Source organism: Helicobacter sp. MIT 03-1614 (assembly GCF_000762925.2).
In the GTDB taxonomy this organism is placed as follows: Bacteria; Campylobacterota; Campylobacteria; order Campylobacterales; family Helicobacteraceae; genus Helicobacter_C; species Helicobacter_C hepaticus.
In genome coordinates, this window is sequence record NZ_JRMS02000011.1 from 61954 (window position 1) to 82680 (window position 20727).

The following is a 20727-nucleotide window of genomic DNA, read 5'->3' on the forward strand; positions in this document are numbered from 1 at the left end:
ATATGCGATTATAGTCTTTATGAGTAATCTTTTTAGAATCTTTTGTCATTATCAATATTTTACTTACATTGCTTGGGCTTGAGCTTCATTAGGCTGCGCAGGAACAGATTCTATACGTTTGAGATAACCATCTTCAAGCATAATTTCTACAATGCGTTTAAAAATTGGAGCGGCTGTGCGTGCGCCATAATAATCATCTTTTATATCAGATTCAAAAGCCACAACACCAATGGTATAAGCATTACTTTCATCTTGTGCAAAGCCAAAAAATGAGCCATTATACTTACTATCATATTTCCCATTAAGAGCGATTTTAGCCGTGCCTGTTTTACCCCCAGTAACAATACCTTCTACTTGGGCTATTTTAATAACCTTTTGCACAACTTGAATAAGCGTATGATAGACTTGCTGCGTTGTTTGTGGAGAAATAATAGCGATTGGTTCAAGTCGCTTAGGGATATACTTTTCTCCACTCGGAGAAGTTACATATTCGCTTACACGAGGTGTTATCAAGTATCCACCATTGCTAAAAATTGCATAAGAGCGCAAAAGCTGTATAAAAGTCGCTCTCATTCCATATCCATAGCTCACACTCGCACGATACACTTCATTGTTAAAAGTTTTAGGGCTTGGCACTAAACCCGTTTTTTCATAAGGCAAGTCAATCCCGCTTAATTCCCCGAATCCAAAAGCGTGGAGTGCGATATGATATTCATTGGGCTTTAAATCTTTAGAGATTTTTACCATACCTATATTGCTAGAACGCACTATAACATCTTCAGCACTTGCGCTTTTGAGAGGATGAGTATCGCGTATAGTATAACTTTTTAACTTGTAGTAACCATTATCAAGCTCAATCATATCATTTGGGCTTACCATACCCTTTTGCAACAAAATGGCATAGATGATAGGTTTAATCGTGCTGCCTGGTTCATAAGAATATTCAATGGCATTGAGATTAAGATGTGGATAATCTTTTTGTTGAATATTCTTTGGGTCAAAGCGATTTGAAGTCGCAAGAGCAAGAATCTTACCTGTTTTAGAATCCATTACTCCAGCAATAATCTCACGCACCTTATAACGTTTTTTTGCCTCATCAAGTTCAAACTCTATTTTACGCTGCAAACTTAAAGGAATGCTTAGCGTAACATCAAAACCATCTTGCCTACTTTGAATATGCGCTGATTTATTGGCAATGACGTTAAAGCCCACATCGCGTTTGCCCGTGATATTGCCATCTTGCTTAGGAGAAAGTATATCATTATAATATTTTTCTACTCCCTTGACACCATCAACACGTGTGATATTTTGGCTCTCAAATTTACGCGTATAGCCTATGAGCGGCTCAAGGATATTTTTATATACATAATTTCTATTATTGCCGCTCACTTCAATGCTAAGTCCCATTTTTTGTATCACGCGTCCTCTTTTATCTTCATACTCACGAAATACGTCATAACGGATAAGGATAAGATTGAGATTCTTTAAATTTGTCGCCACAGCGGAATTGAGAGTATAAGAAAGCACCACATAACCCTTTTGGGCTAATTTTTTGCTAATCTCATCTTTAGGAATACCGCTATATATGGAAAAAAGTGTGATAAATAGCTCTTTTTTATCTGGGTCAATACTTTGAGTATTCACACTTGCTTTATAAAGTTTATCACTATAGGCGACTTCAAAACCATCACTTGTATAAAGACTGCCTCTTACCGAAGTATCACTCTTAGTTGCCGTTACTGCAGGAAGTTTGCGTGGAGTTACTATTTTGACATACACAATGCTAAGAAAAATAATAAAACATAATAAAATCAAGAAAAAAACAGATATAATCACACCTGTTTTTTTCGCATAATACGCCACAAATGCCCTTAAATTTGAGTTCTTAAAATCTCTTTATAAGCATTAATTGCTTTGTTTCTCACTTCAAGCATTACTTTCATACTATTTTCTGCACGATTAATCGCAATTGCTGCTTGATGCAAATCTTTCACTTGCCCACTTGCTATATCTGCAAGAGCTTTTTCTGAAGTTTGTTGCTCTGTATTGACATCTTGAATAGAATCTTTAAGAGTTTTAATAAAATCAAGTCCATCTTGCCGATTTTTTATATTTTCTACATTCTTATTGCTCGTGCCAATAGGTTGAATATCGTTTGTAATCACACCAAATTTATTAGCCATCTATTTCTCCTATGCTTGAAACATTGTAATTGCATTGCTCGCCATATTCTTTGCACTTTGAAATGCCGCAACATTTGCTTGATATGCACGAGTTGCTTCTATTAAATCGGCCATTTCAACAACGGGATTAACATTAGGATAAGCGACATAACCTTCAGAATTCGCATCTGGGTGGCTTGGGTCATATTTCATAAGCGGCTCCCTGTCATCACGCACGATTTTTGGAATATAAACGCTCATTATAGCAGGTTTTGGTTCTTTTCCCAAATCGCCTTCATTTAATGGGTCTTCATATCGTAATTGCTGGTTATTTTTGCCCAATTTTTCATTTAATACTTTATTAAAATCAAATGCACGAAATATCACTTCTCTTCTGCGATATGGACCACCCTCATCGGTGCGTGTAGTGTTTGCATTGGCAATATTTGATGAAATCGTATTAATACGCACTCTTTGCGCTGAAAGCCCATAACCGCTAATATCAAAACTTGAGAGAAACATATTTGCTCCTTAATTATTTTAGATATTTCTACCTGAATCCATAGCATAAGCAAAAATACCCTTATGCCTCTTCAAAGCACTTGTGAGAGCTTGATACATTGTGCTATTTTTGCCCATTTCGCTTGTTTCTACGTCTAAATCTACGCTATTGCCGTCATTTTTTGCCAAATGTCCATCACGCCAAAACATTGTAGCAGTGTCCTTATCTATGCGTCTTGTATCAAGGTGTTTGCTTGAAGTTTTCGCAAGCTCAAGCTTATAGCTTCTAGGCGCAGTGCCAAATATTTTTTTATTTTCTCGTGATAAATATTGTTCAAAATTGACATCTTTAGGACGATAAAAAGGCGTATCAACATTAGCAAGATTTGACGCAATCATATCTTGACGGATTGAACGATAATCAAGCGCCTTATGGACAATAGGATAAACCTTTGAAATATCTGCAATAGCCATATTTTTAACCTCTCTTTACACAATATTGTGCAAATATGAAAGCAAAATATATTCCAAATATTTGCTTTTTTAAGGTCCTCTATAAGTTTTTACGAATGGATATGCTCTAATGTCCTTAAGCTGCATTTTAGATTCTAAAATATCCTTATAAGTCTGCTTCTGTATAGAATCTCCCATATCATAAATACCTTGCCTTGCAATCGCACTCGCACTTATCAGATTAAACCAAATGAGTGCTATATCTTTTTTATCTTCATCATCAAGTCTTGCGTATCTACTATCAGTTGCTGGTAAAATAATGCCCTTAGCCACATAACGCCAATGAGCAATACTTTCAAAAATATTACTTAAAGCATTGCTCTCGGTAACTGCAAGGCTTTTTGTAATCATAGGATTATTTTTAAGCGCATTTTGATAATCCCCATTTGTAATGGCAATTTCAAGCATTTGTGCCGCTATTTTATTAGTAGGAAGATAAATACCATTATCAAGTAAAAAGAGTATGAGAGTTGCCGCGTCTGTATTGCCCCAAAGTGCTGACTGCATAAGAGCATTAAGCGCACGAGTATTTAGCCCAGAGAGTGCAAAATGCGCATAAGCACTCACAAGCAAGAGAGAATCTTGCTTATTTAATCCCTCACACAGCAATTTTTCGCCACTTAAAGCATAAGAATCTAGACTCACAAGCCGCCCTAAAAGCTCTTTGCTTGGTTGTGAATGTGTAAAATCTATAATATGCCACACCTTTCTATCATTTATTTTTTCAGGCATAAAAGTTAAAATAAAGCCTATTTGTTCCTCTGCCACGCGTAAGCAAGTAATGCAAGGTGAGCGAGTGTCCATTATTGCCAATTGCATAAGATAGACTTTAGCAAGTGTAGAATCTTTTGCCAATGTCGCAAGTTCTTTGATATGAGGGATATTCTCCGCGTTGTCCCTTAGAGGCATTTTGCGAGATTTTTGGATAGAATCCGCAATCAAAGAAAGAGTCTGAGATTCAGCTTTTGCATTATGATTTGTCTTTATTTTCTTATCATTTGTGCTCATCTCGCATTGAAGCACACCACCCAAATCTGCCTTACTTGTTTGCAAAAAAGCATTTTTTATAAACGCTTCTTTAAATTGCGGCAGAGTAAAATCACTTGCACACACTAATGCCACAGATATAACCAAACTTATAATATATCGCATTCCCTCTCCTTGTGCCCAAAACCTAACATATTTATACAACAAACCTATATCAAATCATACGGGAAATATTTATAGCCTTTAAATTCTTCTTTATCTACACCTAAGATTTTTAAAACAGCTGCTCCTTCATAATTCCAATATCCACTATAAACTAATCTCTCGTCAGGATATTTATGATCTCCCCACCAAGCATCACCTCTGCTTTTGCTATACCATTGCTTAAGATAGGTTTTAAAATAATCGCTCTCTTTGGTTTCAATAAAAAGCTTAAGTGTATCGTATTTTTTGAGACTTTGCGCCATTTTTGAAAAGTCCTTTTTCGCTCCCTTACTCGCTAGAAAATGAAGCAACCAATCATCATAATATGTGTCCTCCTTTTCCCTCTCGCTCACATTAAGCTGCTCTAATACCCAAGAAGTATTCATATCGCACAGAATCATCACAGCAAGTTTTTCAGTATTTGTAGTGTAATCACTTATATCAAAATTATTTTTCCATTCATTGAGACTTTTTACAAAGACTTGCTTTATAGATTCTATATCATCACCCCTAGAATACATTGCCGTTGCTATGCAAAAGTTTTCGCTGTAAATATTATGGCTCTCATTGTATTTTTTCAAAAACTTCTCTTCCGCCCTAATATACCTATCAAAATATTCCTCATCTTTGTGAATATCTCTTAGTGTTTTTGGCGTTTTTGGCTTTTCATCGTCAATCTCTATGGGCGTTTTTTGATAGCTCTTATCCTCCAAACGCTCATAGTAGATTCTCACCTGCTCAGGCACAGTAAGAGTCGTATCGATATTATATTCCTTGATAAGCTGTTCCCAGCTCCGCGCACCTGCTGCTTTTAAAAGTTCCTCATTCTGCACCACATTACAATAATCCAGCACAGATTCAGGCTCACTATACTCACCTCTACCCTCACGTATCCTTTTGCCATTCCTTTCAACTTTGTGGCTTTTTTCCATATAGCCCACCGCATTGACCTCCGCCCCATACTTGAGTAGCAGCTGTATGCTAGCTCCCATTGGTGCTTCACGGGCGAATGTAGAATTTCCAGCATACATCAAAGGCGTAGCTCCGATATTTTTACCACCCAAATCCCAGCCATCGCTTAGAGTTGGCGGGATATTTTTCACATTTGGATTCGCACCATATTTGAGGGCAAATTCAAGATTAGGTGCCTCATTCATCTCCGCCCAAAAATGCAATTTTGTCTCGCCATTCCTGTCATAGACTTCCCACCTCGCGCCCTTGTTTAAAAAGTATTCAATCACAGATTCTCTCTTTTTTCCCTCAAGGTCAATATACGCAAGAAGCGCATTATCACCACGATATTCATAATCTGCCCTTAGTCCGCATTTTTCAAGGAGTTCAAGCATTGCAAAATTTTTACTAGAGCTATTTCCCGCACAAGCTAAAAGTTTCACGGGATCGAGGAAAGATTTATTATACTCGAAGCACTTTTCATAGAAAGTTTCTTTCACAGGATAAACCTTGAAAAACTCACTCACGCTATCCAAATTATTGTTTCTCACCACACTAAACAACTTAGATTTTAATTTTTCTTTTTGTTCTTGACTCATCGCCTTGAGATCTTCTAGTGTTTTCATTGTGTCTCCTTTGGTTAAATATTCTGCAACTATGAATTGAATATGCAGATAATATCAAGGCTTTTGCTTTTTGATTTGATATATCACGCATAACAATAAATAAAAATTCATAGCTTTAAATTAGTGTCTTTATTTCCTTTTTGATGTTTTACTTCTGGAATCTAAATCCACTTTAGTAGCCTTCAATTTTGTATTAAAATATTATCTTTATTTAATTTAGCGTTTTGTAGGTATGAATTTATCTTGTGTGTTTTGCATTATATCCCCTCTCTGTATGAAGCATCTTTCATCTGCATATTGTATCGTTTTTTTTTTTTTGTAAAGTAGGATTAGACATTGAATCTAATAATATCAATACTTAAGACTTCACTTAAAAACCAAACATTCAAAACTAAAGTCAAAAATGGCATACAAAGTTGAGTTTGTATTATACAAGCTCAATAATTGCCATTTGTGAAGCATCTCCTCTGCGTAAGCGTGTGCGTTGGATTCTTGTGTATCCACCATTGCGAGAGGCATATTTAGGAGCTATTTCTGTAACGAGCTTCTTTGTAGCAGATTTATTTTGTAAATATGCAAAAACATAGCGGTGTGCATTTAAATCTCCGCTACGCGCTGCTGTAATAAGCTTTTCAATATAGCTTTGTAATTCTTTTGCCTTAAATACCCCTATTTCAATCTTACCATATTCAATAAGTGCAATAGCAAGATTCTTAAGCAATGCCTTGCGATGAGCTGAAGTCCGTCCTAATTTCCTATATCCGTGTCTATGTCTCATTGTTTTGCTCCCAATTAATTACTTTTAAGTTTGGCTAACTTACGATTGAGTAATGGCAAGATATCATCGGCAATTTCCCCACCAACAGGGTATCCTAGCTCCTCAAGCTTATCTGCAATCTCATCATAAGATTTTTTACCCATATTTTTGATATTTTTAAGCTCATTCTCACTCATAATCACAAGCTCACCAACATATTTTAAACCAGACCTATCAAGACAATTAAAACAACGCGCACTTAAATTGAGTGTGTCTATTTTAATCATCAAAGTTTTAAGTTCTCCAGAATCTTCAGAAATATTTCTTGTGCCGCTAGAAGCAGTGCTCAAATCCACACCAAAAATACTCATTTGTTTGTGCATTATGGCTATGGCTTCTTTAAAAGCTGTTATAGGTTCAATTTGCCCATCTGTCTCAATATCAAACACAATTTTTTCATAATTTGGATTGTCTTCAACGAGCACATTTTCAATTTCATACACTGCTTTTTTTACAGGCGTAAAATACGCATCAAGCGGGATATAATCCTCTGAAATTTTACCACGTATGCTTTCACTTGGCACATATCCAATACCCTTTTGCACGATAAGAGAAAAACTCAAAGAGGCATTCTCATTAATTGTTGCTAAATACGCTTCGGGATTGACAATCCCCACCATATCATTAACGAGCTCATTTGCACTCAAAACCATTGGACCTTTAAATTCATAGTGAAGCTGCACATTATCACTCTCCGTGTCCTTAATAAGAAAGCGAATATTCTTGAGGTTAGTAATAAAATGTGACACATCTTCTACAATACCTCTAATTGAATCAAACTCGTGTGTTACACCCTGAATCCTCAATGCCGTAGGGGCATACCCCACAGAACTTGAGAGAAGTAATCGGCGAATAGGGTGGGCAAGAGTAATAGCATAACCTGATTCAAAAGGATAAGCACTAATTCTGATTCTATTGGTTGAAATTTCCTCAATGCTTATATCAGTAGGGATATAAGGCTCAATTTTAATCATATTCATTCTACAACCATCCTTATGTTTTATTTCTTATTTAGAGTAAAGCTCAACGATTAGTCTTTCTTCAATAGGTATTACAACCTCTTCCCTTTGTGGAAAACGCGTGAATATACCAAATTTCTTTTCTTTATCCACATCCACCCAAGGAACAATACCTGTTTGAGAAGTCAAGTCAATCGCCCGAATCACTTGAGGATTGTTTTTACTCTTTTCTTTTACTTCAATCTTTTGTCCGGGTTTTACCATATACGAGGGAATATCCACACGCTTACCATTTACAAGAATATGTCCGTGTGTAACAAGCTGACGAGCAAAACGACGTGTTGTCGCAAAACCCATACGATACACAACATTATCAAGTCGCTGCTCAATGATACGCACAAGATTCTCACCTGTATTACCCTCTTGACGATTTGCCTCTTTAAAAAGCGCACGAAATTGCTTTTCGCTTACGCCATACATAATCTTGGCTTTTTGTTTTTCGCGAAGCTGTAAGCCGTATTCGGAAATCTTGCCTCTTTTTTGCCCGTGTTGCCCGGGTCCATAAGGTCGCTTATCAAGTGCGCATTTACCTGCCAATCTCCTTTCACCCTTAAGTGCAAGAGATATACCAAATCGTCTCTCTAATTTTTCAACTGGTCCTCTATATCGTGCCATTTATACTCCCTTACACTCTTCGTCTTTTTGGCGGTCTGCACCCATTGTGCGGCAATGGTGTAATATCTTTAAGCCATAGCACCTTAATACCTTCAACCGCTCCCACACTTTTTACAGCTGTTTCGCGTCCGCTGCCTGGTCCTTGAACCTTAATACCTACTTCCTTAATGCCGTGCTCTTTAGCTTTTTCCATTGCAGATTCTACTGCTTGTTGTGCGGCATAAGGTGTAGATTTCTTACTTCCTTTGAATCCTAAACCACCCGCAGTAGCCCAACACAATACATTTCCCATTTCATCGGTAATTGTTACATTTGTATTGTTAAATGATGCAGAAATACACACTATACCCCGTGCAATATTCTTTTTAACATTTTTTTTCTTTGTTACACTTTTTTTTGCCATACCTACTCCTTACTTACTACCAACTGTTTTCTTTTTGCCCTTGCGTGTGCGAGCATTATTTTTGGTAGTTTGTCCCCGAACAGGCAAACCTTTTCTATGCCTCAAACCTCTGTAACTTCCTAAATCCATTAAGGATTTAATGTCCATTGTTACTTTCTTTCGAAGGTCACCCTCTACCATATAACTTTCTTGAATCTTTTTTGCAATAGATGAGACTTCATCTTCGCTGAGATCAGAAACTCGCTTATCAAAAGAAATATTTACAGCCTTAAGAATATCTTGAGAACTCTTAAGTCCAATGCCATAAATATAAGTGAGAGCATACTCCACTCTTTTCTTTTTTGGCAAATCTACACCAGCAATTCTAGCCATTTTTTATCCTTGTCTTTGTTTATGTTTTGGGGTAGAACAAATTACCCGAACTATACCCTTACGCTTGATAACCTTACACTTGTCGCACATTTTTTTGACTGAAGGTCTAACTTTCATACCTAACTCCTTTGTATTTTCTAACTTTTTTGAGTTAAAAGTGCCGATTCTATAAAAAAAATATTTAAAAACTACTTACAAAAGCACTATTTATGCCTATAAGTGATTCTACCCTTATCCAAGCTATAAGGTGTCAATTCAATTTTCACCATATCGCCGGGTAAAATCTTAATATAATGCATACGCATTTTGCCTGCAATATGGCATAACACTATATGCCCATTTTCAAGCTGCACGCGAAAAGTCGCATTTGGCAAAGCTTCAATAACTTTGCCATCAACTTCAATCACATCATCTTTTGCCATTCTTATACCTCCGTTAAAATCTCTGCTTTGCCATCAACAATTGCAATCGTATGTTCATAATGGCTACCATTTAAACCATCTTTGGCTATTACCGACCAATTATCATTTAAAATCACGGGCTCCCCATTATGTTGAGCAATCATCGGCTCTAAACAAAACACCATACCTTCTTTAATTTTTGGTCCTTGATTTGTATGAGGAGATTCTAAATAATTTGGAATCTCTGGCTCTTCGTGCGGACTTCGCCCGATTCCGTGCCCACAAAATCCACGCAATGGAACGAATCCACGCCCATTAATCGCTTGTTCTAGAATGAGGCTTAATTCCTTAAAGCGCATACCTATTTTGACTTTAGAAATAGCCTCATATAAAGTATCCTTAGCACAATCAATCAAGATTCTATCTGTCTCTTGAATATCGCCAATCCCAATAGTAATTGCAGCATCGCCATACCAGCCATTATATTCCACGCCTATATCAATCCCTACAATATCACCATTTTTGAGTATATAATCTGTGGGGATTCCGTGAATAATCACTTGATTCACAGAAATACAAATTGATTGCGGAAAACCATACAACTGATAAAATGAAGGTCGCCCTCCTTGCGAGATAATAAAATCTTTTGCTTTTCTATCAAGCTCAAGAAGACTTATGCCCTCTTTTGCTTCAATACGTAGAAGTTCAAGCGTTTGAGCAACAATCTTATTAGGTATGCGCAAAGATTCTATATCTTTCTTACTTTTAATACCTATCGCCATATTAGAGCCCTACGGCGCTTAGGGTCTGATATTTACTCATATAAATTTGGGCTTCTATGCGTCTCATCGTATCAATAGCGACTTGCACGACAATTAATACCGCTGTCCCACCAAAATAAAAAGGAACTCCTGTAAGTTTTACAAGCACCCAAGGAAGCGTTGAAACAAGAGCCAAATATAATGCACCCCAAAAAGTGAGATTACTCGCAACATTATTAAGAAAATTTGCTGTGCCCTCTCCCGGACGCAAACCGGGTATAAAACCGCCTTGCCTTTTTAAATTATCTGCAATGTCCTTCGCATTAAAAACAATAGAGGCATAAAAAAAGGCAAAAAATATGACAAAAATAAACATAAGCAAATTATAAATATAACCATCAGGCTTTAAAATATCGGCAACCGCTTGAATCATACTATTTGATGATGCTTGCAAAATTGTTGAGGGGAATACAAGTAGCGCAGAGGCAAAAATAGGGGGAATAACGCCACTTAAATTCATTTTTACAGGAATGTAATTCATAATGCGCTTATTTTGATTTTGCATAACAACCTTACGCGCATAAGAAACAGGTATGCGTCTCTCGGCAAGCTCTATGAAAATAATCACTCCAACGGTTATAACAATCACTGCAAGAAGAATAAGCAACATAAAAACATTAATTTGTCCTGTATTAACAAGATTAAATGTTTTTCCTATATTTGAAGGAATTGAAGACACAATCCCACCAAAAATAATAAGACTAATCCCATTACCCACACCTCGTTGTGTGATTTGCTCTCCAATCCACATAAGAAGCATTGTCCCTGTAAGCATTGAAAAAACTGATATAGCAATAAAAAGATTTAAATCAATTTTAATTGCTCCGACACTCATACTATTGAGCCCTATACTTACGCTCACAGCTTGGACAATCGTAATAGCAATAGTTACATAACGCACGATTTGCATATATTTTTGCATACCATCACGTTCTTTTTTCATTTTAGCAAGATTGGGGAAAGTCGCTGCGAGAAGCTCCATAATAATAGAAGCGGTAATATAGGGCATAATTCCCAAAGAAATAATACTGAAACGTTCCACGGCATTACCGCTAAACATATTAAATAAGCCAAGTGCATTATTAGCATTATCATCAATAAATGATTTAATAATACTCACATCTACACCTGGCACAGGCACATACGCCAAAATTCTATATGCAAGTAAAAAAGCGAGTGTGATAAGAATCTTATTTACAATGCTCCTTGTCATTCTTTGCTTCCACTTGTTTTAATGCACTCATCTTTAATTTTAGACATCAAAGCTTTTGCTTTTTTCCCAATAAGCTTTACTTTCACTGCATTCTTAGGAATACTAAAATGTGTTCGTAACACTTCCAGATTGATTTCACTTAGAGAATCAAAAATATGTGTTTTATCAACATTAATGACAATAGGCTTTTGCACACGTGAGCTAAAACCAATTTTTGGCAAACGTCTTTGAAGCGGTTGCTGTCCTCCTTCAAATCCTCTTTTTGCTTTATAACCACTACGTGCAGTTTGTCCTTTACCACCTCTGGTAGAGGTTTTACCCATACCACTCCCTTGTCCTCGCCCTATGCGTTTAATTTTTCTTACGCTTCCATTTGCTGGTTTAATTTTTTCTAGCATAAGTTTCTCCTTAAGCTTTAATTCTCGCAAGTGCATCAATTGTTGCGCGCACTACATTATAAGGGTTATTTGAACCAAGCGATTTTGTCAAAATATCTTTAATTCCTGCAAGTTCAATAACAGGACGCGTAGAGCCACCCGCAATAACACCCGTTCCTTCACTTGCTGGTTTTAATAAGATTCTACTTGCATTATACTTATGCTCAATATCGTGGGCAATTGTTGTGCCTTTAATATTCACTTTGATAATGTTTTTAAACGCATCATCAATAGCTTTTTTAATCGCATCAGGCACTTCTTTAGCTTTACCAAGTCCAAAACCAACAAGTCCATTTTTATTACCTACAACTACAAGTGCATTAAAACGGAATCTACGCCCACCTTTAACAACCTTTGTAACTCTACCGATATTTACAACCACTTCGCTAAATTCTTCTCTATTGATTTCCATAATCTTCCTTTATAACTTTATGCCATTTTCACGTAAAGTATCAGCAAATGCCGCTACAACCCCGTGATAAAGGTATCCATTTCTATCAAAGACCACCTCTGTAATCTTAGCCTTTTTAAGTGAAGTTGCAAATTCATTAGCAATTTGCTTTGCGTTCTCTTTATTATTTCCTAAACCAAGCTTTTTGCCATCAACACTTGCAAGCGTTACACCCAACTCATCATTGATAGCTTGCGCATAAAAATATTTATTGGATTTAAACACGCTTACACGTGGCTTATCAGCTCTACCAAAAATTTTCCCTCGTGTTCGAAGCTTTCTTTTTACTTTAAGAAGCTGTTTTCGTTTTAATACTTTATCTGTCATCGCATAATCCTTGCCCTATTTTTTAGAAGTTTTACCAGCTTTGCGAACAATCATTTCATCGCTGTATTTAATACCTTTACCCTTATAAGGTTCTGGTGGTCTAAATTTTCGAATCTCAGCTGCGATTTGCCCTATTTGTTGCTTATCAGCGCCTTTAATGGTGATTGTATTCTTATCTACACTCATTTCAACGCCCGCAGGAATAGGATAAATCACAGGGTGAGAAAATCCTAGAGCCATCTCAAGATTCTTTCCGCTAATATTAGCTTTATACCCTACGCCATTAATTTCTAACACCTTTGTAAAACCCTGACTTAGTCCCACAATAATATTATTTGCCAATGCGCGATAAGTCCCCCAATATGCACGAGATTGAGCTTGAGAATCAACACAAGCAAAACTTAATGTTCCATCTTGCAAATGAATTTGGACACGCCCATAAGTTTCAAGCTCTTTTTGCTCTTTAGCACCCTTAAAGAGGATTTTACTTCCTTGCACAGATACTTCAACACCCTTTGGAATGTTAATAGGTTTTTTTCCAACTCTTGACATATCTCTCTCCTACCATATACTGCAAAGCGCTTCGCCACCGACATTTGCCTTATAAGCTTCGTCATTGGCAACCACGCCTTTACTTGTGCTCACTACTATTGTGCCATAGCCATTTTTAAAACGCTTTAATTCGCTTCTAGCCTTATAAACACGGCGTCCGGGCTTACTAATGCGTTTAATTTCATTGATAGCACTTTTGCCTTGCTCATCATAAGCAAGTTGCACCATAATAGAGCGCTTTCCATCTTTATCATTTACCTTATAATCTTTGATAAAGCCCTTTGTCTTAAACACTTCTACAATTGAAACAACGATTTTCGCATAATACAACGTTGTAACTTCTAATCGCCTCATAGAGGCATTACGAATTCTCGTTAAAGAATCTGCAATAATATCATTTACCATACTTTCTCCTTACCAACTTGCCTTACGAAGACCGGGTATTAAACCTTCATTGCCCATTTTTCTCAAACATACCCTACACAACCCAAAGTCGCGATAAACAGAATGTGGTCGCCCACATACCTGACATCTTGTATATGCTCTTGCACTAAATTTTGCCTTTCTCTTTGACTTTGCAATAATTGATTTTTTTGCCATTTTATCGTCCTTTCGCAAAAGGCATACCAAGAAGCTCAAGCAACTTAAACGCCTCTTTATCACTATGAGTAGAAGTTACAATCGTAATATTCATACCATGAGTTACCATAATATCATCATATACCACTTCAGGAAACATAAGCTGTTCATTTAAGCCAAAGCTATAATTCCCACGCCCATCAAATCCATTACGTTTTAAACCTCTAAAGTCCTTTACACGTGGCAAAGCAATAACAATAAGTTTTTCAAGGAAATTATACATCATCTTGCCACGAAGAGTTACTTTCACTCCCATAGGCATACCTTCACGCATCTTAAAACCTGCTACCGATTTCTTTGCCAAAGTAATAACAGCCTTTTGCCCCGCAATAAGCGAAATGGTATCAGCGATATTTTGCATAATTTTTGAATCTTTTGCATAATCGCCTGCACCTACGCTAATAACAATTTTTTCAAGCTTTGGCAACAACATAGGATTGCTCATATTAAGCTCACTTTTAAGCTGAGAGATAATTTCGTTTTTATATTTTTCTCTTAAAGCAAACATTAGTTATCTCCTTCCGCTTTTTTCACATTTGAAATACTCATTGGCATTTCCTTAGATACAAAGCCACCTTTGGGATTCTTTTCACTTACCTTGATTGCTTTTTTAACAACTTTACAACCCTCTACAATAACTTGTGCTTGCTTTGGCAATACTTGCAACACTTTTGCTTTCTTGCCCTTATCATCTCCTGCGATAACTTGCACCATATCGCCTTTTTTAATCTTAAACTTTGCCACTATAACACCTCCGGAGCTAACGATACTATTTTCATAAAATTCGCGTATCGCACTTCTCTACTTACTGGTCCAAAGATTCTCGTGCCAATGGGTTCTTTCTTCGCATCAAGAATCACCGCCGCATTATCATCAAAGCGCACTAAAGAGCCATTTTCTCTATGAATCTCTTTTTTTGTTCGCACAACTACCGCCTTAACAACCTGCCCCTTTTTTACCTTGCCATTTGGAATAGCTTTTTTCACAGATGCCACAATGACATCACCTACACGTGCATATCTTCTATGACTTCCGCCTAGAATCTTAATGCACATAATCTCTTTTGCACCGCTATTATCTGCAACGCTTAATCTTGTAAAACTTTGTATCATAGCTCTACTCCTGCAGTAATAATTTCTTTAAACCTAAAAGCTTTCGTTTTAGAAATAGGCTTGCATTCAATGGCACTTACTACATCGCCAATTTTTGCACTCTGATTCTCATCGTGTATAGTATATTTTTTAAAACGTTTTACAATCTTACGATATTTGCTATGAACAACTTTCCGCTCTACCAAAATTACTATACTTTTATTTCCTGCTTTACTGATGACTTTACCTTGAATTACTCTTTTATGCGCTTGTTTTTCACTCATATTCTAATCCTTCTTTGCACTTAAGGCTGTATTGATTCTTGCAATATCCTTGCGAATAACCTTAATTTCGCTTGGATTAGTAAGCTGCATTGTCTTTAGCTGCAATCTTTTTTCAAAAAGCAACGATTTTTTTTCCTTCAACATTTTTTGCAATTCTGCAATGTCCTTGTCTTTCAAATCAATAAATTTCATTTTCACTCTCGCTGGTTATGATTTTAGTTTTAAAAGGAAGCTTACTTTGAGCTAAAGCTAAAGCCTCTCTCGCCAAAGCTTCATCAATCCCTGCCATCTCATAAATCAAACGACCGGGCTTAATATTCATTACCCACTTTTCTACACCACCTTTACCCTTACCCATTCTTGTTTCAAGAGGCTTTGCAGTTAATGGTTTATCAGGGAATACACGAATCCAAACTTTACCTGCTCTTTTGATATGCCGAGTCATTGCAATACGAGCAGATTCTATCTGACGAGAATCAATGCGCCCGTGCTCTATTGCTTTAATTCCAATATCACCAAAAGCCAGATTTGCGCCACGGAAAGATTTACCGCGATTGCGCCCTTTCATCTGCTTTCTATATTTTGTTCTTTTTGGCATTAACATAATTTATTGCCTCCCTCTTCGTGATTTAGAACGCACTTCTTTATCGCCGCTCTTGCTCTCTTCTTTTTTCTCTGGCAAAATGCCTTTATGAAGCACCTCGCCTTTAAAAATCCATACTTTTACGCCAATGATTCCATAAGTTGTCATCGCCTCTGCAAAACCATAATCAATTTTTGCACGCAAAGTATGTAAGGGCACGCGACCTTCCATATACCATTCTGTTCTTGCCATTTCTGCTCCTGCTAAACGTCCTGATACCTTTACTTTAATACCTTTCGCTCCCGCTTTCATTGCAGCCTGCATAACCTTTTTCATAGCGCGTCTAAAAGCTACACGCTTTTCAAGCTGTGTTGCAATATTTTCTGCCGCAAGTTGCGCATTTGCTTGTGGACGTTTTGCCTCTTTAATATTAATAAACACTTCCTTATGAAGAATCTTTTTCAACGCTTCTTTATGCTTATCAATATCCACACCTTTTTTGCCAATAATCAATCCCGGACGCGAAGCTACAACGGTTACACGAATCTTATTTGCTGCACGTTCAATAATAAATTCGCTTACACCCGCATAATACATTTCACGTTTCAAAAACTTACGAATCTTATGGTCTTCTAATATATTTGAAGGTGTTGTTTGCGACACAGAAAACCACCGAGAAGACCAATTACGATTAATACCTAACCTTAAACCTATTGGATTAACTTTTTGACCCATTGTTATTTTTCCTCGCCTTCAGTTTTTTTCTTTGTTGTTTTTCTTGTTGCTGTCGATTTTGTTGTTGCCACTTTTGCTTTAGCTACTTTAGTTTTAGATTCAGCTTTTTCTTGCGTTGTTGATGCCTTTTGGGCGGCATCTACTTTTGAATCTGCTTTAGATTCTGTAGTTTTTAAAGAATTTTTAGAATCTTCACTCTTAATATTTTTTGCTCCTTTTGCCTTAGCTTTTGTTGATTGAACAGATTGTTGAACAGATTTTTGCGTTCCAACTTCTACTAAAATATGTGCCATTGGCTTACGAATAGGTGTTGCTCGTCCTTTAGCTCGTGGCATAAACCGCCGCAATACAGGACCCGCATCAACACGACAAGAAAGAATGATAACATCTTGGGCATCATATCCACCATTTGCAACAGCAGATGCAATAACCTTTGAAATCACTCGTGCAGCTTTATTGGGAGTAAATTCCAAACTCGCAATAGCAATCTCTGCATTCATACCCTGCACTTGGCGAGCCACTAAACGCGCTTTTGTTGGAGACAATCGGATATATTTTAATAATGCTCTACTCATTCTCTCCCCTTACTTACCAATTTTCTTTTGGACACTACCTTTGTGCCCCTTAAAAGTGCGTGTTGGAGCAAACTCACCAAGCTTATATCCAACGTGGTTTTCAGTAATATAAACAGGCACAAATGCTCTGCCATTATGGACATTAAAAGTAAGTCCTATCATATCTGGTAAAATCGTGCTACGTCTTGACCAAGTTTTAATAGGCTTATTATCTTTACTTGCTTTTGCTTTCTCAACCTTTTTGACGAGATAATCATCAACAAATGGACCTTTTTTAATTGACCTTGCCATACTTCCTACCTTACTTTTTCTTTCTTGAGATAATTAATTTATCACTCGCTTTTTTCTTACGAGTTTTAAATCCTTTTGCTGGAGTTCCCCACGGAGATACAGGATGTCCGCTAGAACCTGTTTTACCTTCACCACCGCCGTGAGGGTGATCTACTGGATTCATTGCGCTACCACGCGTTTGCGGGCGAATACCACGATGACGATTACGCCCTGCTTTACCAATAGAGATATTTGCAAAATCCTCATTTCCCACTACGCCTATGGTCGCCATACATTCTTCTAAAATATATCTCATTTCTCCACTTGGCATTCTAAGGATAATATATTTACCCTCACGCCCCATAATTTGCGCACTTGTTCCTGCACTCCTTGCGAGTGCTCCACCTGCACCCGGGTGCATTTCAATATTATGCACAATCGTTCCAATAGGCATACTTTTTAATTTCATTGCAAAGCCTGTTTTAATATCAAGCCCAGATGAGGCAGAAAATACTACATCACCCACTTTGAGACCACTAGGTTGAATAATATAACGCTTTTCTCCATCAACATAATGAATAAGTGCTATGCGGCAGTTGCGATATGGGTCATACTCAATCGCTGCTACTTTTCCTTGAATATTAAATTTATTACGTTTAAAATCAATGATTCTATAAAACTTCTTAGCTCCGCCTTCTTTATGACGACTTGTAATGCGTCCATTATTATTTCTTCCTGCACTTACTGGTAATTTAATAAGCAAACTTTTTACACTCGCCTTACCCGTAATGTCGCTAGAACTTAGATTGCTCATAAATCTACGACTTGGGGTATAGGGCTTATATGTTTTAACTGCCATAATCACTCCTTATACTGATAGCGCATCAAGTTTTGCGCCCTCTGGAATCTTTACATAAAACTTTTTAAACGATGCTCTCTGCCCGATTTTACCTCTAAATCTTTTTACCTTGCCCTCTTGACGAAGAGAATTGATTCTTAGAGGTGTAATCCCAAAATATTCTTTAAAAATCTCCTTTAATTGATTTTTACTTACATTTGTTGCTGTTTGCACAACCAACACGCCACTTTCTTGGAGTGAGAGAGATTTTTCTGTATAGAGAATTGACTTAATGTCTGTAATATCTGCCATTTATTCCCCCTTCTTTTCTGCAATAATTTCATCAAAAACAGCCTTTTCAATCACAACAGAACGAAATGCTGCTACCAAATAGGCATTAAGCTCATTTGCATCAGCCAAATAACATTGTTGCAAATTTCTAAATGCCAAAAATGTTGGTTCATCACTCATCTGTGCAACAAATAATGTGCTACGTTGTTTTAACGCCTTAAACATTGCATACGCATCTTTTGTTTTACCACTAGGCATTGCTAGAGAATCTACTACAAAAAGTTTGCCCTCTTGTGCTTTTTGAAAAAGTGCGCATTCAAGAGCCAAACGTTTTTGTTTTTTATTGATTTTAAGTGTATAATTTTTATCATTGCTAGGTCCGTGAGAGACACCACCACCTACAAATACAGGAGAAGTGATACTTCCAGCGCGTGCGCGACCTCCTCCTTTTTGTTTCCACGGCTTTTTACCTCCACCACTTACTTCGCCTCTCTTTTTTGCAGAGGCAGAATTTGCACGAAGTGATGAGAGATAAGATTTTACATACAAATACAAATTATGCTCTTTGATTTGTGCATATCTCTCTGGCAATGCTAATTCATTGCTTTGTTGAAGCTTTTTGTCCAATAAAATTGCTTTACTCATACTGCCCTGCCTTATTTTATAATTTGGATTCTGCCAAATGCACCATTAAATCCAGCTACTGAACCCTTAAGCACCAAAATAGCACTTTGCTTATCAAAAGACATAATATCATTTTTTGCGCTTACAAGCTCATTTCCATAATGTCCAGCCATTTTTTTACCCGGCTGAACGCGCCCAGGCCACTCACGATTCCCTATTGAACCCAAACGTCTATGGAATCTACTTCCGTGCGCACCCGGACCACCTTGAAAATTCCATCGTTTCATTGCTCCGCTAAAACCTCGCCCCTTAGTCTTAAAGCTTACCTGAACGCGTTTAGCTTCACTCAAACTTGCAACATCAAGCTCACCAACTTCTTTATTACTCACTTTAAGTGTTGCAAAGCGATTAAACTCTTTGCTTAAGCTGTATTTTTTCTGTTGCCCTGCGATAGCTTTATTCACAGATTTTCCTTGAGAATAAGCCACCAATGCCTTACCATTATCGTATATTTCGCACACTTTTGCACCAAGCACACGAAGCAAAGTTACAGCTTCACTCTTTGTGCCTATCGTGCGGCTCATACCGATTTTTTCAACTATAAATTCCATTGACCAAATCCTTAATCCTAAACTCTACATAATTTTCTTTGCTCATTTTTCTTAGCTACTTACTCATAGACATAACTTCTACATCTACTTCTGGAGCCAAATCAAGCTTCATAAGGCTATCTACGGTATCAGGAGTAGCCGACATAATGTCAATAATGCGATGATGAACTCTGATTTCAAACTGCTCACGAGAATCTTTATTGATATGTGGCGAACGAAGCACAGTGTATCGCTTCTTTTTGGTAGGAAGTGGCACTGGACCCCTTATCTCTGAACCTGTCCTTTTTACTGCTTCTACAATAGATGCAACCGACCTATCAAGAACCCTATGATCATAAGCCTTAAGCCTAAGTCGTATTCTTTCCATAATGTTTCCTTGCTTTAAAGAACCCACCAAAAATTTTGATGTTTTGAGTGCGCGATTATAATCAATTTTGAGAAAAAAAGTCAAGTATTTTGCCTATTTTTGGATATTTTTTAATATTTTTATTTCCTTAATATAAGGAAAAATAGAAAATATTGCTCTTTTTTACACAACCAAAATTTAAAATATGAGACACATTGATTTAAATAGATTCGCTTACACAATTTAATACTATATTTAATATATTTAATACTATTTTAATTTTGATATAAATTAAAATAGTATAGTATTACAAAAAAAAAAAAAATAACCAAGTATTGTATTAATTCAAGGTTTGGTGAAATTGACTTTAAAAGGAGACACAATGAAAACACTAGAGGAACTCAAAGCTATCTTTAGAGAAAGTGGGGACGACATAAGAGATAAGTTTTGGGAGCTTATCAAATCAAA

Annotated in this window: 34 protein-coding genes and 1 pseudogene; all 35 read right to left on the reverse strand. The window is 36.9% G+C overall.

Annotation, left to right across the window (positions count from 1 at the left end):
- Positions 1-63: 63 nt before the first annotated feature.
- The 35 genes and pseudogenes from LS66_RS08515 to rpsJ all read right to left on the reverse strand — a co-directional run bounded on the left by LS66_RS08515 (position 64) and on the right by rpsJ (position 20280).
- Complete coding sequence (locus tag LS66_RS08515) at positions 64-1863, reverse strand: penicillin-binding protein 2 (RefSeq protein ID WP_034366831.1); 1800 nt, start codon at positions 1861-1863, stop codon at positions 64-66.
- Between the two features lie 8 nt (positions 1864-1871).
- Complete coding sequence (gene fliE, locus LS66_RS08520) at positions 1872-2183, reverse strand: flagellar hook-basal body complex protein FliE (protein ID WP_034366829.1); 312 nt, start codon at positions 2181-2183, stop codon at positions 1872-1874.
- Positions 2184-2192: 9 nt separating this feature from the next.
- The gene (flgC, locus tag LS66_RS08525) at positions 2193-2684 is read right to left on the reverse strand and encodes a flagellar basal body rod protein FlgC (RefSeq protein ID WP_011116248.1); all 492 of its coding nucleotides are present in this window, start codon (positions 2682-2684) and stop codon (positions 2193-2195) included.
- An 18-nt stretch (positions 2685-2702) separates the two neighbouring features.
- On the reverse strand, positions 2703-3137 hold the full coding sequence (gene flgB / locus LS66_RS08530; protein ID WP_011116247.1) for a flagellar basal body rod protein FlgB: 435 nt from the start codon (positions 3135-3137) through the stop codon (positions 2703-2705).
- Between the two features lie 69 nt (positions 3138-3206).
- Positions 3207-4328: a hypothetical protein gene (locus tag LS66_RS08535; RefSeq protein WP_034366825.1), complete on the reverse strand. Its 1122-nt coding sequence runs from the start codon at positions 4326-4328 to the stop codon at positions 3207-3209.
- Positions 4329-4372: 44 nt separating this feature from the next.
- Positions 4373-5944 (reverse strand): PoNi-like cognate immunity protein, encoded by a 1572-nt coding sequence (locus LS66_RS08540; RefSeq protein ID WP_034366822.1) that lies wholly within the window; start codon positions 5942-5944, stop codon positions 4373-4375.
- Positions 5945-6371: 427 nt separating this feature from the next.
- Complete coding sequence (gene rplQ / locus LS66_RS08545; protein WP_034367582.1) at positions 6372-6722, reverse strand: 50S ribosomal protein L17; 351 nt, start codon at positions 6720-6722, stop codon at positions 6372-6374.
- Between the two features lie 14 nt (positions 6723-6736).
- A complete protein-coding gene (locus LS66_RS08550) occupies positions 6737-7741 on the reverse strand; it encodes a DNA-directed RNA polymerase subunit alpha (protein WP_011116243.1) in 1005 nt (334 codons plus the stop codon).
- A 27-nt stretch (positions 7742-7768) separates the two neighbouring features.
- Entirely contained in the window at positions 7769-8395 is a 627-nt protein-coding gene (gene rpsD / locus LS66_RS08555; protein ID WP_011116242.1) for a 30S ribosomal protein S4, read from the reverse strand.
- Between the two features lie 10 nt (positions 8396-8405).
- Entirely contained in the window at positions 8406-8798 is a 393-nt protein-coding gene (rpsK, locus tag LS66_RS08560; protein ID WP_011116241.1) for a 30S ribosomal protein S11, read from the reverse strand.
- Positions 8799-8807: 9 nt separating this feature from the next.
- On the reverse strand, positions 8808-9170 hold the full coding sequence (gene rpsM / locus LS66_RS08565) for a 30S ribosomal protein S13 (protein ID WP_011116240.1): 363 nt from the start codon (positions 9168-9170) through the stop codon (positions 8808-8810).
- A 3-nt stretch (positions 9171-9173) separates the two neighbouring features.
- Positions 9174-9287, reverse strand: a complete 114-nt coding sequence (gene rpmJ / locus LS66_RS08570; RefSeq protein WP_034367579.1) for a 50S ribosomal protein L36 — start codon at positions 9285-9287, stop codon at positions 9174-9176.
- Between the two features lie 86 nt (positions 9288-9373).
- Positions 9374-9592 (reverse strand): translation initiation factor IF-1, encoded by a 219-nt coding sequence (gene infA / locus LS66_RS08575; RefSeq protein ID WP_011116239.1) that lies wholly within the window; start codon positions 9590-9592, stop codon positions 9374-9376.
- Between the two features lie 2 nt (positions 9593-9594).
- Complete coding sequence (gene map, locus LS66_RS08580; protein WP_034367576.1) at positions 9595-10353, reverse strand: type I methionyl aminopeptidase; 759 nt, start codon at positions 10351-10353, stop codon at positions 9595-9597.
- Between the two features lies 1 nt (position 10354).
- On the reverse strand, positions 10355-11605 hold the full coding sequence (secY, locus tag LS66_RS08585; RefSeq protein ID WP_011116237.1) for a preprotein translocase subunit SecY: 1251 nt from the start codon (positions 11603-11605) through the stop codon (positions 10355-10357).
- Positions 11602-12003, reverse strand: a complete 402-nt coding sequence (gene rplO, locus LS66_RS08590) for a 50S ribosomal protein L15 (RefSeq protein ID WP_034367573.1) — start codon at positions 12001-12003, stop codon at positions 11602-11604. Before rplO ends, secY begins: the two co-directional genes overlap by 4 nt.
- Before the next feature lie 10 nt (positions 12004-12013).
- On the reverse strand, positions 12014-12454 hold the full coding sequence (rpsE, locus tag LS66_RS08595; protein WP_011116235.1) for a 30S ribosomal protein S5: 441 nt from the start codon (positions 12452-12454) through the stop codon (positions 12014-12016).
- 9 nt (positions 12455-12463) lie between these two features.
- Complete coding sequence (rplR, locus tag LS66_RS08600; RefSeq protein ID WP_011116234.1) at positions 12464-12820, reverse strand: 50S ribosomal protein L18; 357 nt, start codon at positions 12818-12820, stop codon at positions 12464-12466.
- 15 nt (positions 12821-12835) lie between these two features.
- Entirely contained in the window at positions 12836-13372 is a 537-nt protein-coding gene (gene rplF / locus LS66_RS08605) for a 50S ribosomal protein L6 (RefSeq protein ID WP_011116233.1), read from the reverse strand.
- Between the two features lie 9 nt (positions 13373-13381).
- The gene (gene rpsH, locus LS66_RS08610; protein WP_011116232.1) at positions 13382-13777 is read right to left on the reverse strand and encodes a 30S ribosomal protein S8; all 396 of its coding nucleotides are present in this window, start codon (positions 13775-13777) and stop codon (positions 13382-13384) included.
- A gap of 9 nt (positions 13778-13786) precedes the next feature.
- Complete coding sequence (locus LS66_RS08615; RefSeq protein WP_011115058.1) at positions 13787-13972, reverse strand: type Z 30S ribosomal protein S14; 186 nt, start codon at positions 13970-13972, stop codon at positions 13787-13789.
- A gap of 1 nt (position 13973) precedes the next feature.
- Positions 13974-14519: a 50S ribosomal protein L5 gene (gene rplE / locus LS66_RS08620; RefSeq protein ID WP_011116230.1), complete on the reverse strand. Its 546-nt coding sequence runs from the start codon at positions 14517-14519 to the stop codon at positions 13974-13976.
- The gene (gene rplX / locus LS66_RS08625; RefSeq protein ID WP_011116229.1) at positions 14519-14755 is read right to left on the reverse strand and encodes a 50S ribosomal protein L24; all 237 of its coding nucleotides are present in this window, start codon (positions 14753-14755) and stop codon (positions 14519-14521) included. The genes rplE and rplX overlap by 1 nt, the downstream gene beginning before the upstream one ends.
- Positions 14755-15123, reverse strand: a complete 369-nt coding sequence (rplN, locus tag LS66_RS08630) for a 50S ribosomal protein L14 (RefSeq protein ID WP_011116228.1) — start codon at positions 15121-15123, stop codon at positions 14755-14757. The genes rplX and rplN overlap by 1 nt, the downstream gene beginning before the upstream one ends.
- A complete protein-coding gene (rpsQ, locus tag LS66_RS08635; protein WP_034367570.1) occupies positions 15120-15386 on the reverse strand; it encodes a 30S ribosomal protein S17 in 267 nt (88 codons plus the stop codon). Before rpsQ ends, rplN begins: the two co-directional genes overlap by 4 nt.
- Before the next feature lie 3 nt (positions 15387-15389).
- Positions 15390-15578, reverse strand: a complete 189-nt coding sequence (rpmC, locus tag LS66_RS08640) for a 50S ribosomal protein L29 (protein ID WP_011116226.1) — start codon at positions 15576-15578, stop codon at positions 15390-15392.
- Positions 15565-15990, reverse strand: coding sequence for a 50S ribosomal protein L16 (gene rplP, locus LS66_RS08645; RefSeq protein ID WP_011116225.1), 426 nt, complete (start codon positions 15988-15990; stop codon positions 15565-15567). Before rplP ends, rpmC begins: the two co-directional genes overlap by 14 nt.
- 3 nt (positions 15991-15993) lie before the next feature.
- A complete protein-coding gene (gene rpsC / locus LS66_RS08650; RefSeq protein WP_011116224.1) occupies positions 15994-16704 on the reverse strand; it encodes a 30S ribosomal protein S3 in 711 nt (236 codons plus the stop codon).
- A 212-nt stretch (positions 16705-16916) separates the two neighbouring features.
- Positions 16917-17279, reverse strand: a pseudogene (gene rplV, locus LS66_RS10320) (50S ribosomal protein L22); the annotation flags it as partial.
- A 9-nt stretch (positions 17280-17288) separates the two neighbouring features.
- Complete coding sequence (gene rpsS, locus LS66_RS08660; protein WP_011116222.1) at positions 17289-17570, reverse strand: 30S ribosomal protein S19; 282 nt, start codon at positions 17568-17570, stop codon at positions 17289-17291.
- A 10-nt stretch (positions 17571-17580) separates the two neighbouring features.
- Positions 17581-18408, reverse strand: a complete 828-nt coding sequence (gene rplB, locus LS66_RS08665; RefSeq protein WP_011116221.1) for a 50S ribosomal protein L2 — start codon at positions 18406-18408, stop codon at positions 17581-17583.
- 9 nt (positions 18409-18417) lie between these two features.
- Positions 18418-18699 carry a 50S ribosomal protein L23 gene (locus LS66_RS08670; RefSeq protein ID WP_011116220.1) on the reverse strand — a complete coding sequence of 94 codons (282 nt, stop codon included), beginning with the start codon at positions 18697-18699 and terminating at the stop codon, positions 18418-18420.
- Positions 18700-19323, reverse strand: a complete 624-nt coding sequence (rplD, locus tag LS66_RS08675; RefSeq protein WP_011116219.1) for a 50S ribosomal protein L4 — start codon at positions 19321-19323, stop codon at positions 18700-18702.
- An 11-nt stretch (positions 19324-19334) separates the two neighbouring features.
- Positions 19335-19913, reverse strand: coding sequence for a 50S ribosomal protein L3 (gene rplC / locus LS66_RS08680; protein WP_011116218.1), 579 nt, complete (start codon positions 19911-19913; stop codon positions 19335-19337).
- A 55-nt stretch (positions 19914-19968) separates the two neighbouring features.
- A complete protein-coding gene (gene rpsJ / locus LS66_RS08685; protein ID WP_011116217.1) occupies positions 19969-20280 on the reverse strand; it encodes a 30S ribosomal protein S10 in 312 nt (103 codons plus the stop codon).
- Positions 20281-20727: the final 447 nt, after the last annotated feature.

What these genes read in the sequence shown, in the direction of transcription:
- fliE (WP_034366829.1), bottom strand. Translation starts at nt 2,183, where the DNA reads ATGGCTAATAAATTTGGTGTGATTACAAACGATATTCAACCTATTGGC.
- flgC (WP_011116248.1), bottom strand. Translation starts at nt 2,684, where the DNA reads ATGTTTCTCTCAAGTTTTGATATTAGCGGTTATGGGCTTTCAGCGCAA.
- flgB (WP_011116247.1), bottom strand. Translation starts at nt 3,137, where the DNA reads ATGGCTATTGCAGATATTTCAAAGGTTTATCCTATTGTCCATAAGGCG.
- LS66_RS08535 (WP_034366825.1), bottom strand. Translation starts at nt 4,328, where the DNA reads ATGCGATATATTATAAGTTTGGTTATATCTGTGGCATTAGTGTGTGCA.
- LS66_RS08540 (WP_034366822.1), bottom strand. Translation starts at nt 5,944, where the DNA reads ATGAAAACACTAGAAGATCTCAAGGCGATGAGTCAAGAACAAAAAGAA.
- rplQ (WP_034367582.1), bottom strand. Translation starts at nt 6,722, where the DNA reads ATGAGACATAGACACGGATATAGGAAATTAGGACGGACTTCAGCTCAT.
- LS66_RS08550 (WP_011116243.1), bottom strand. Translation starts at nt 7,741, where the DNA reads ATGAATATGATTAAAATTGAGCCTTATATCCCTACTGATATAAGCATT.
- rpsD (WP_011116242.1), bottom strand. Translation starts at nt 8,395, where the DNA reads ATGGCACGATATAGAGGACCAGTTGAAAAATTAGAGAGACGATTTGGT.
- rpsK (WP_011116241.1), bottom strand. Translation starts at nt 8,798, where the DNA reads ATGGCAAAAAAAAGTGTAACAAAGAAAAAAAATGTTAAAAAGAATATT.
- rpsM (WP_011116240.1), bottom strand. Translation starts at nt 9,170, where the DNA reads ATGGCTAGAATTGCTGGTGTAGATTTGCCAAAAAAGAAAAGAGTGGAG.
- rpmJ (WP_034367579.1), bottom strand. Translation starts at nt 9,287, where the DNA reads ATGAAAGTTAGACCTTCAGTCAAAAAAATGTGCGACAAGTGTAAGGTT.
- infA (WP_011116239.1), bottom strand. Translation starts at nt 9,592, where the DNA reads ATGGCAAAAGATGATGTGATTGAAGTTGATGGCAAAGTTATTGAAGCT.
- map (WP_034367576.1), bottom strand. Translation starts at nt 10,353, where the DNA reads ATGGCGATAGGTATTAAAAGTAAGAAAGATATAGAATCTTTGCGCATA.
- secY (WP_011116237.1), bottom strand. Translation starts at nt 11,605, where the DNA reads ATGACAAGGAGCATTGTAAATAAGATTCTTATCACACTCGCTTTTTTA.
- rplO (WP_034367573.1), bottom strand. Translation starts at nt 12,003, where the DNA reads ATGCTAGAAAAAATTAAACCAGCAAATGGAAGCGTAAGAAAAATTAAA.
- rpsE (WP_011116235.1), bottom strand. Translation starts at nt 12,454, where the DNA reads ATGGAAATCAATAGAGAAGAATTTAGCGAAGTGGTTGTAAATATCGGT.
- rplR (WP_011116234.1), bottom strand. Translation starts at nt 12,820, where the DNA reads ATGACAGATAAAGTATTAAAACGAAAACAGCTTCTTAAAGTAAAAAGA.
- rplF (WP_011116233.1), bottom strand. Translation starts at nt 13,372, where the DNA reads ATGTCAAGAGTTGGAAAAAAACCTATTAACATTCCAAAGGGTGTTGAA.
- rpsH (WP_011116232.1), bottom strand. Translation starts at nt 13,777, where the DNA reads ATGGTAAATGATATTATTGCAGATTCTTTAACGAGAATTCGTAATGCC.
- LS66_RS08615 (WP_011115058.1), bottom strand. Translation starts at nt 13,972, where the DNA reads ATGGCAAAAAAATCAATTATTGCAAAGTCAAAGAGAAAGGCAAAATTT.
- rplE (WP_011116230.1), bottom strand. Translation starts at nt 14,519, where the DNA reads ATGTTTGCTTTAAGAGAAAAATATAAAAACGAAATTATCTCTCAGCTT.
- rplN (WP_011116228.1), bottom strand. Translation starts at nt 15,123, where the DNA reads ATGATACAAAGTTTTACAAGATTAAGCGTTGCAGATAATAGCGGTGCA.
- rpsQ (WP_034367570.1), bottom strand. Translation starts at nt 15,386, where the DNA reads ATGAGTGAAAAACAAGCGCATAAAAGAGTAATTCAAGGTAAAGTCATC.
- rpmC (WP_011116226.1), bottom strand. Translation starts at nt 15,578, where the DNA reads ATGAAATTTATTGATTTGAAAGACAAGGACATTGCAGAATTGCAAAAA.
- rplP (WP_011116225.1), bottom strand. Translation starts at nt 15,990, where the DNA reads ATGTTAATGCCAAAAAGAACAAAATATAGAAAGCAGATGAAAGGGCGC.
- rpsC (WP_011116224.1), bottom strand. Translation starts at nt 16,704, where the DNA reads ATGGGTCAAAAAGTTAATCCAATAGGTTTAAGGTTAGGTATTAATCGT.
- rpsS (WP_011116222.1), bottom strand. Translation starts at nt 17,570, where the DNA reads ATGGCAAGGTCAATTAAAAAAGGTCCATTTGTTGATGATTATCTCGTC.
- rplB (WP_011116221.1), bottom strand. Translation starts at nt 18,408, where the DNA reads ATGGCAGTTAAAACATATAAGCCCTATACCCCAAGTCGTAGATTTATG.
- LS66_RS08670 (WP_011116220.1), bottom strand. Translation starts at nt 18,699, where the DNA reads ATGGCAGATATTACAGACATTAAGTCAATTCTCTATACAGAAAAATCT.
- rplD (WP_011116219.1), bottom strand. Translation starts at nt 19,323, where the DNA reads ATGAGTAAAGCAATTTTATTGGACAAAAAGCTTCAACAAAGCAATGAA.
- rplC (WP_011116218.1), bottom strand. Translation starts at nt 19,913, where the DNA reads ATGGAATTTATAGTTGAAAAAATCGGTATGAGCCGCACGATAGGCACA.
- rpsJ (WP_011116217.1), bottom strand. Translation starts at nt 20,280, where the DNA reads ATGGAAAGAATACGACTTAGGCTTAAGGCTTATGATCATAGGGTTCTT.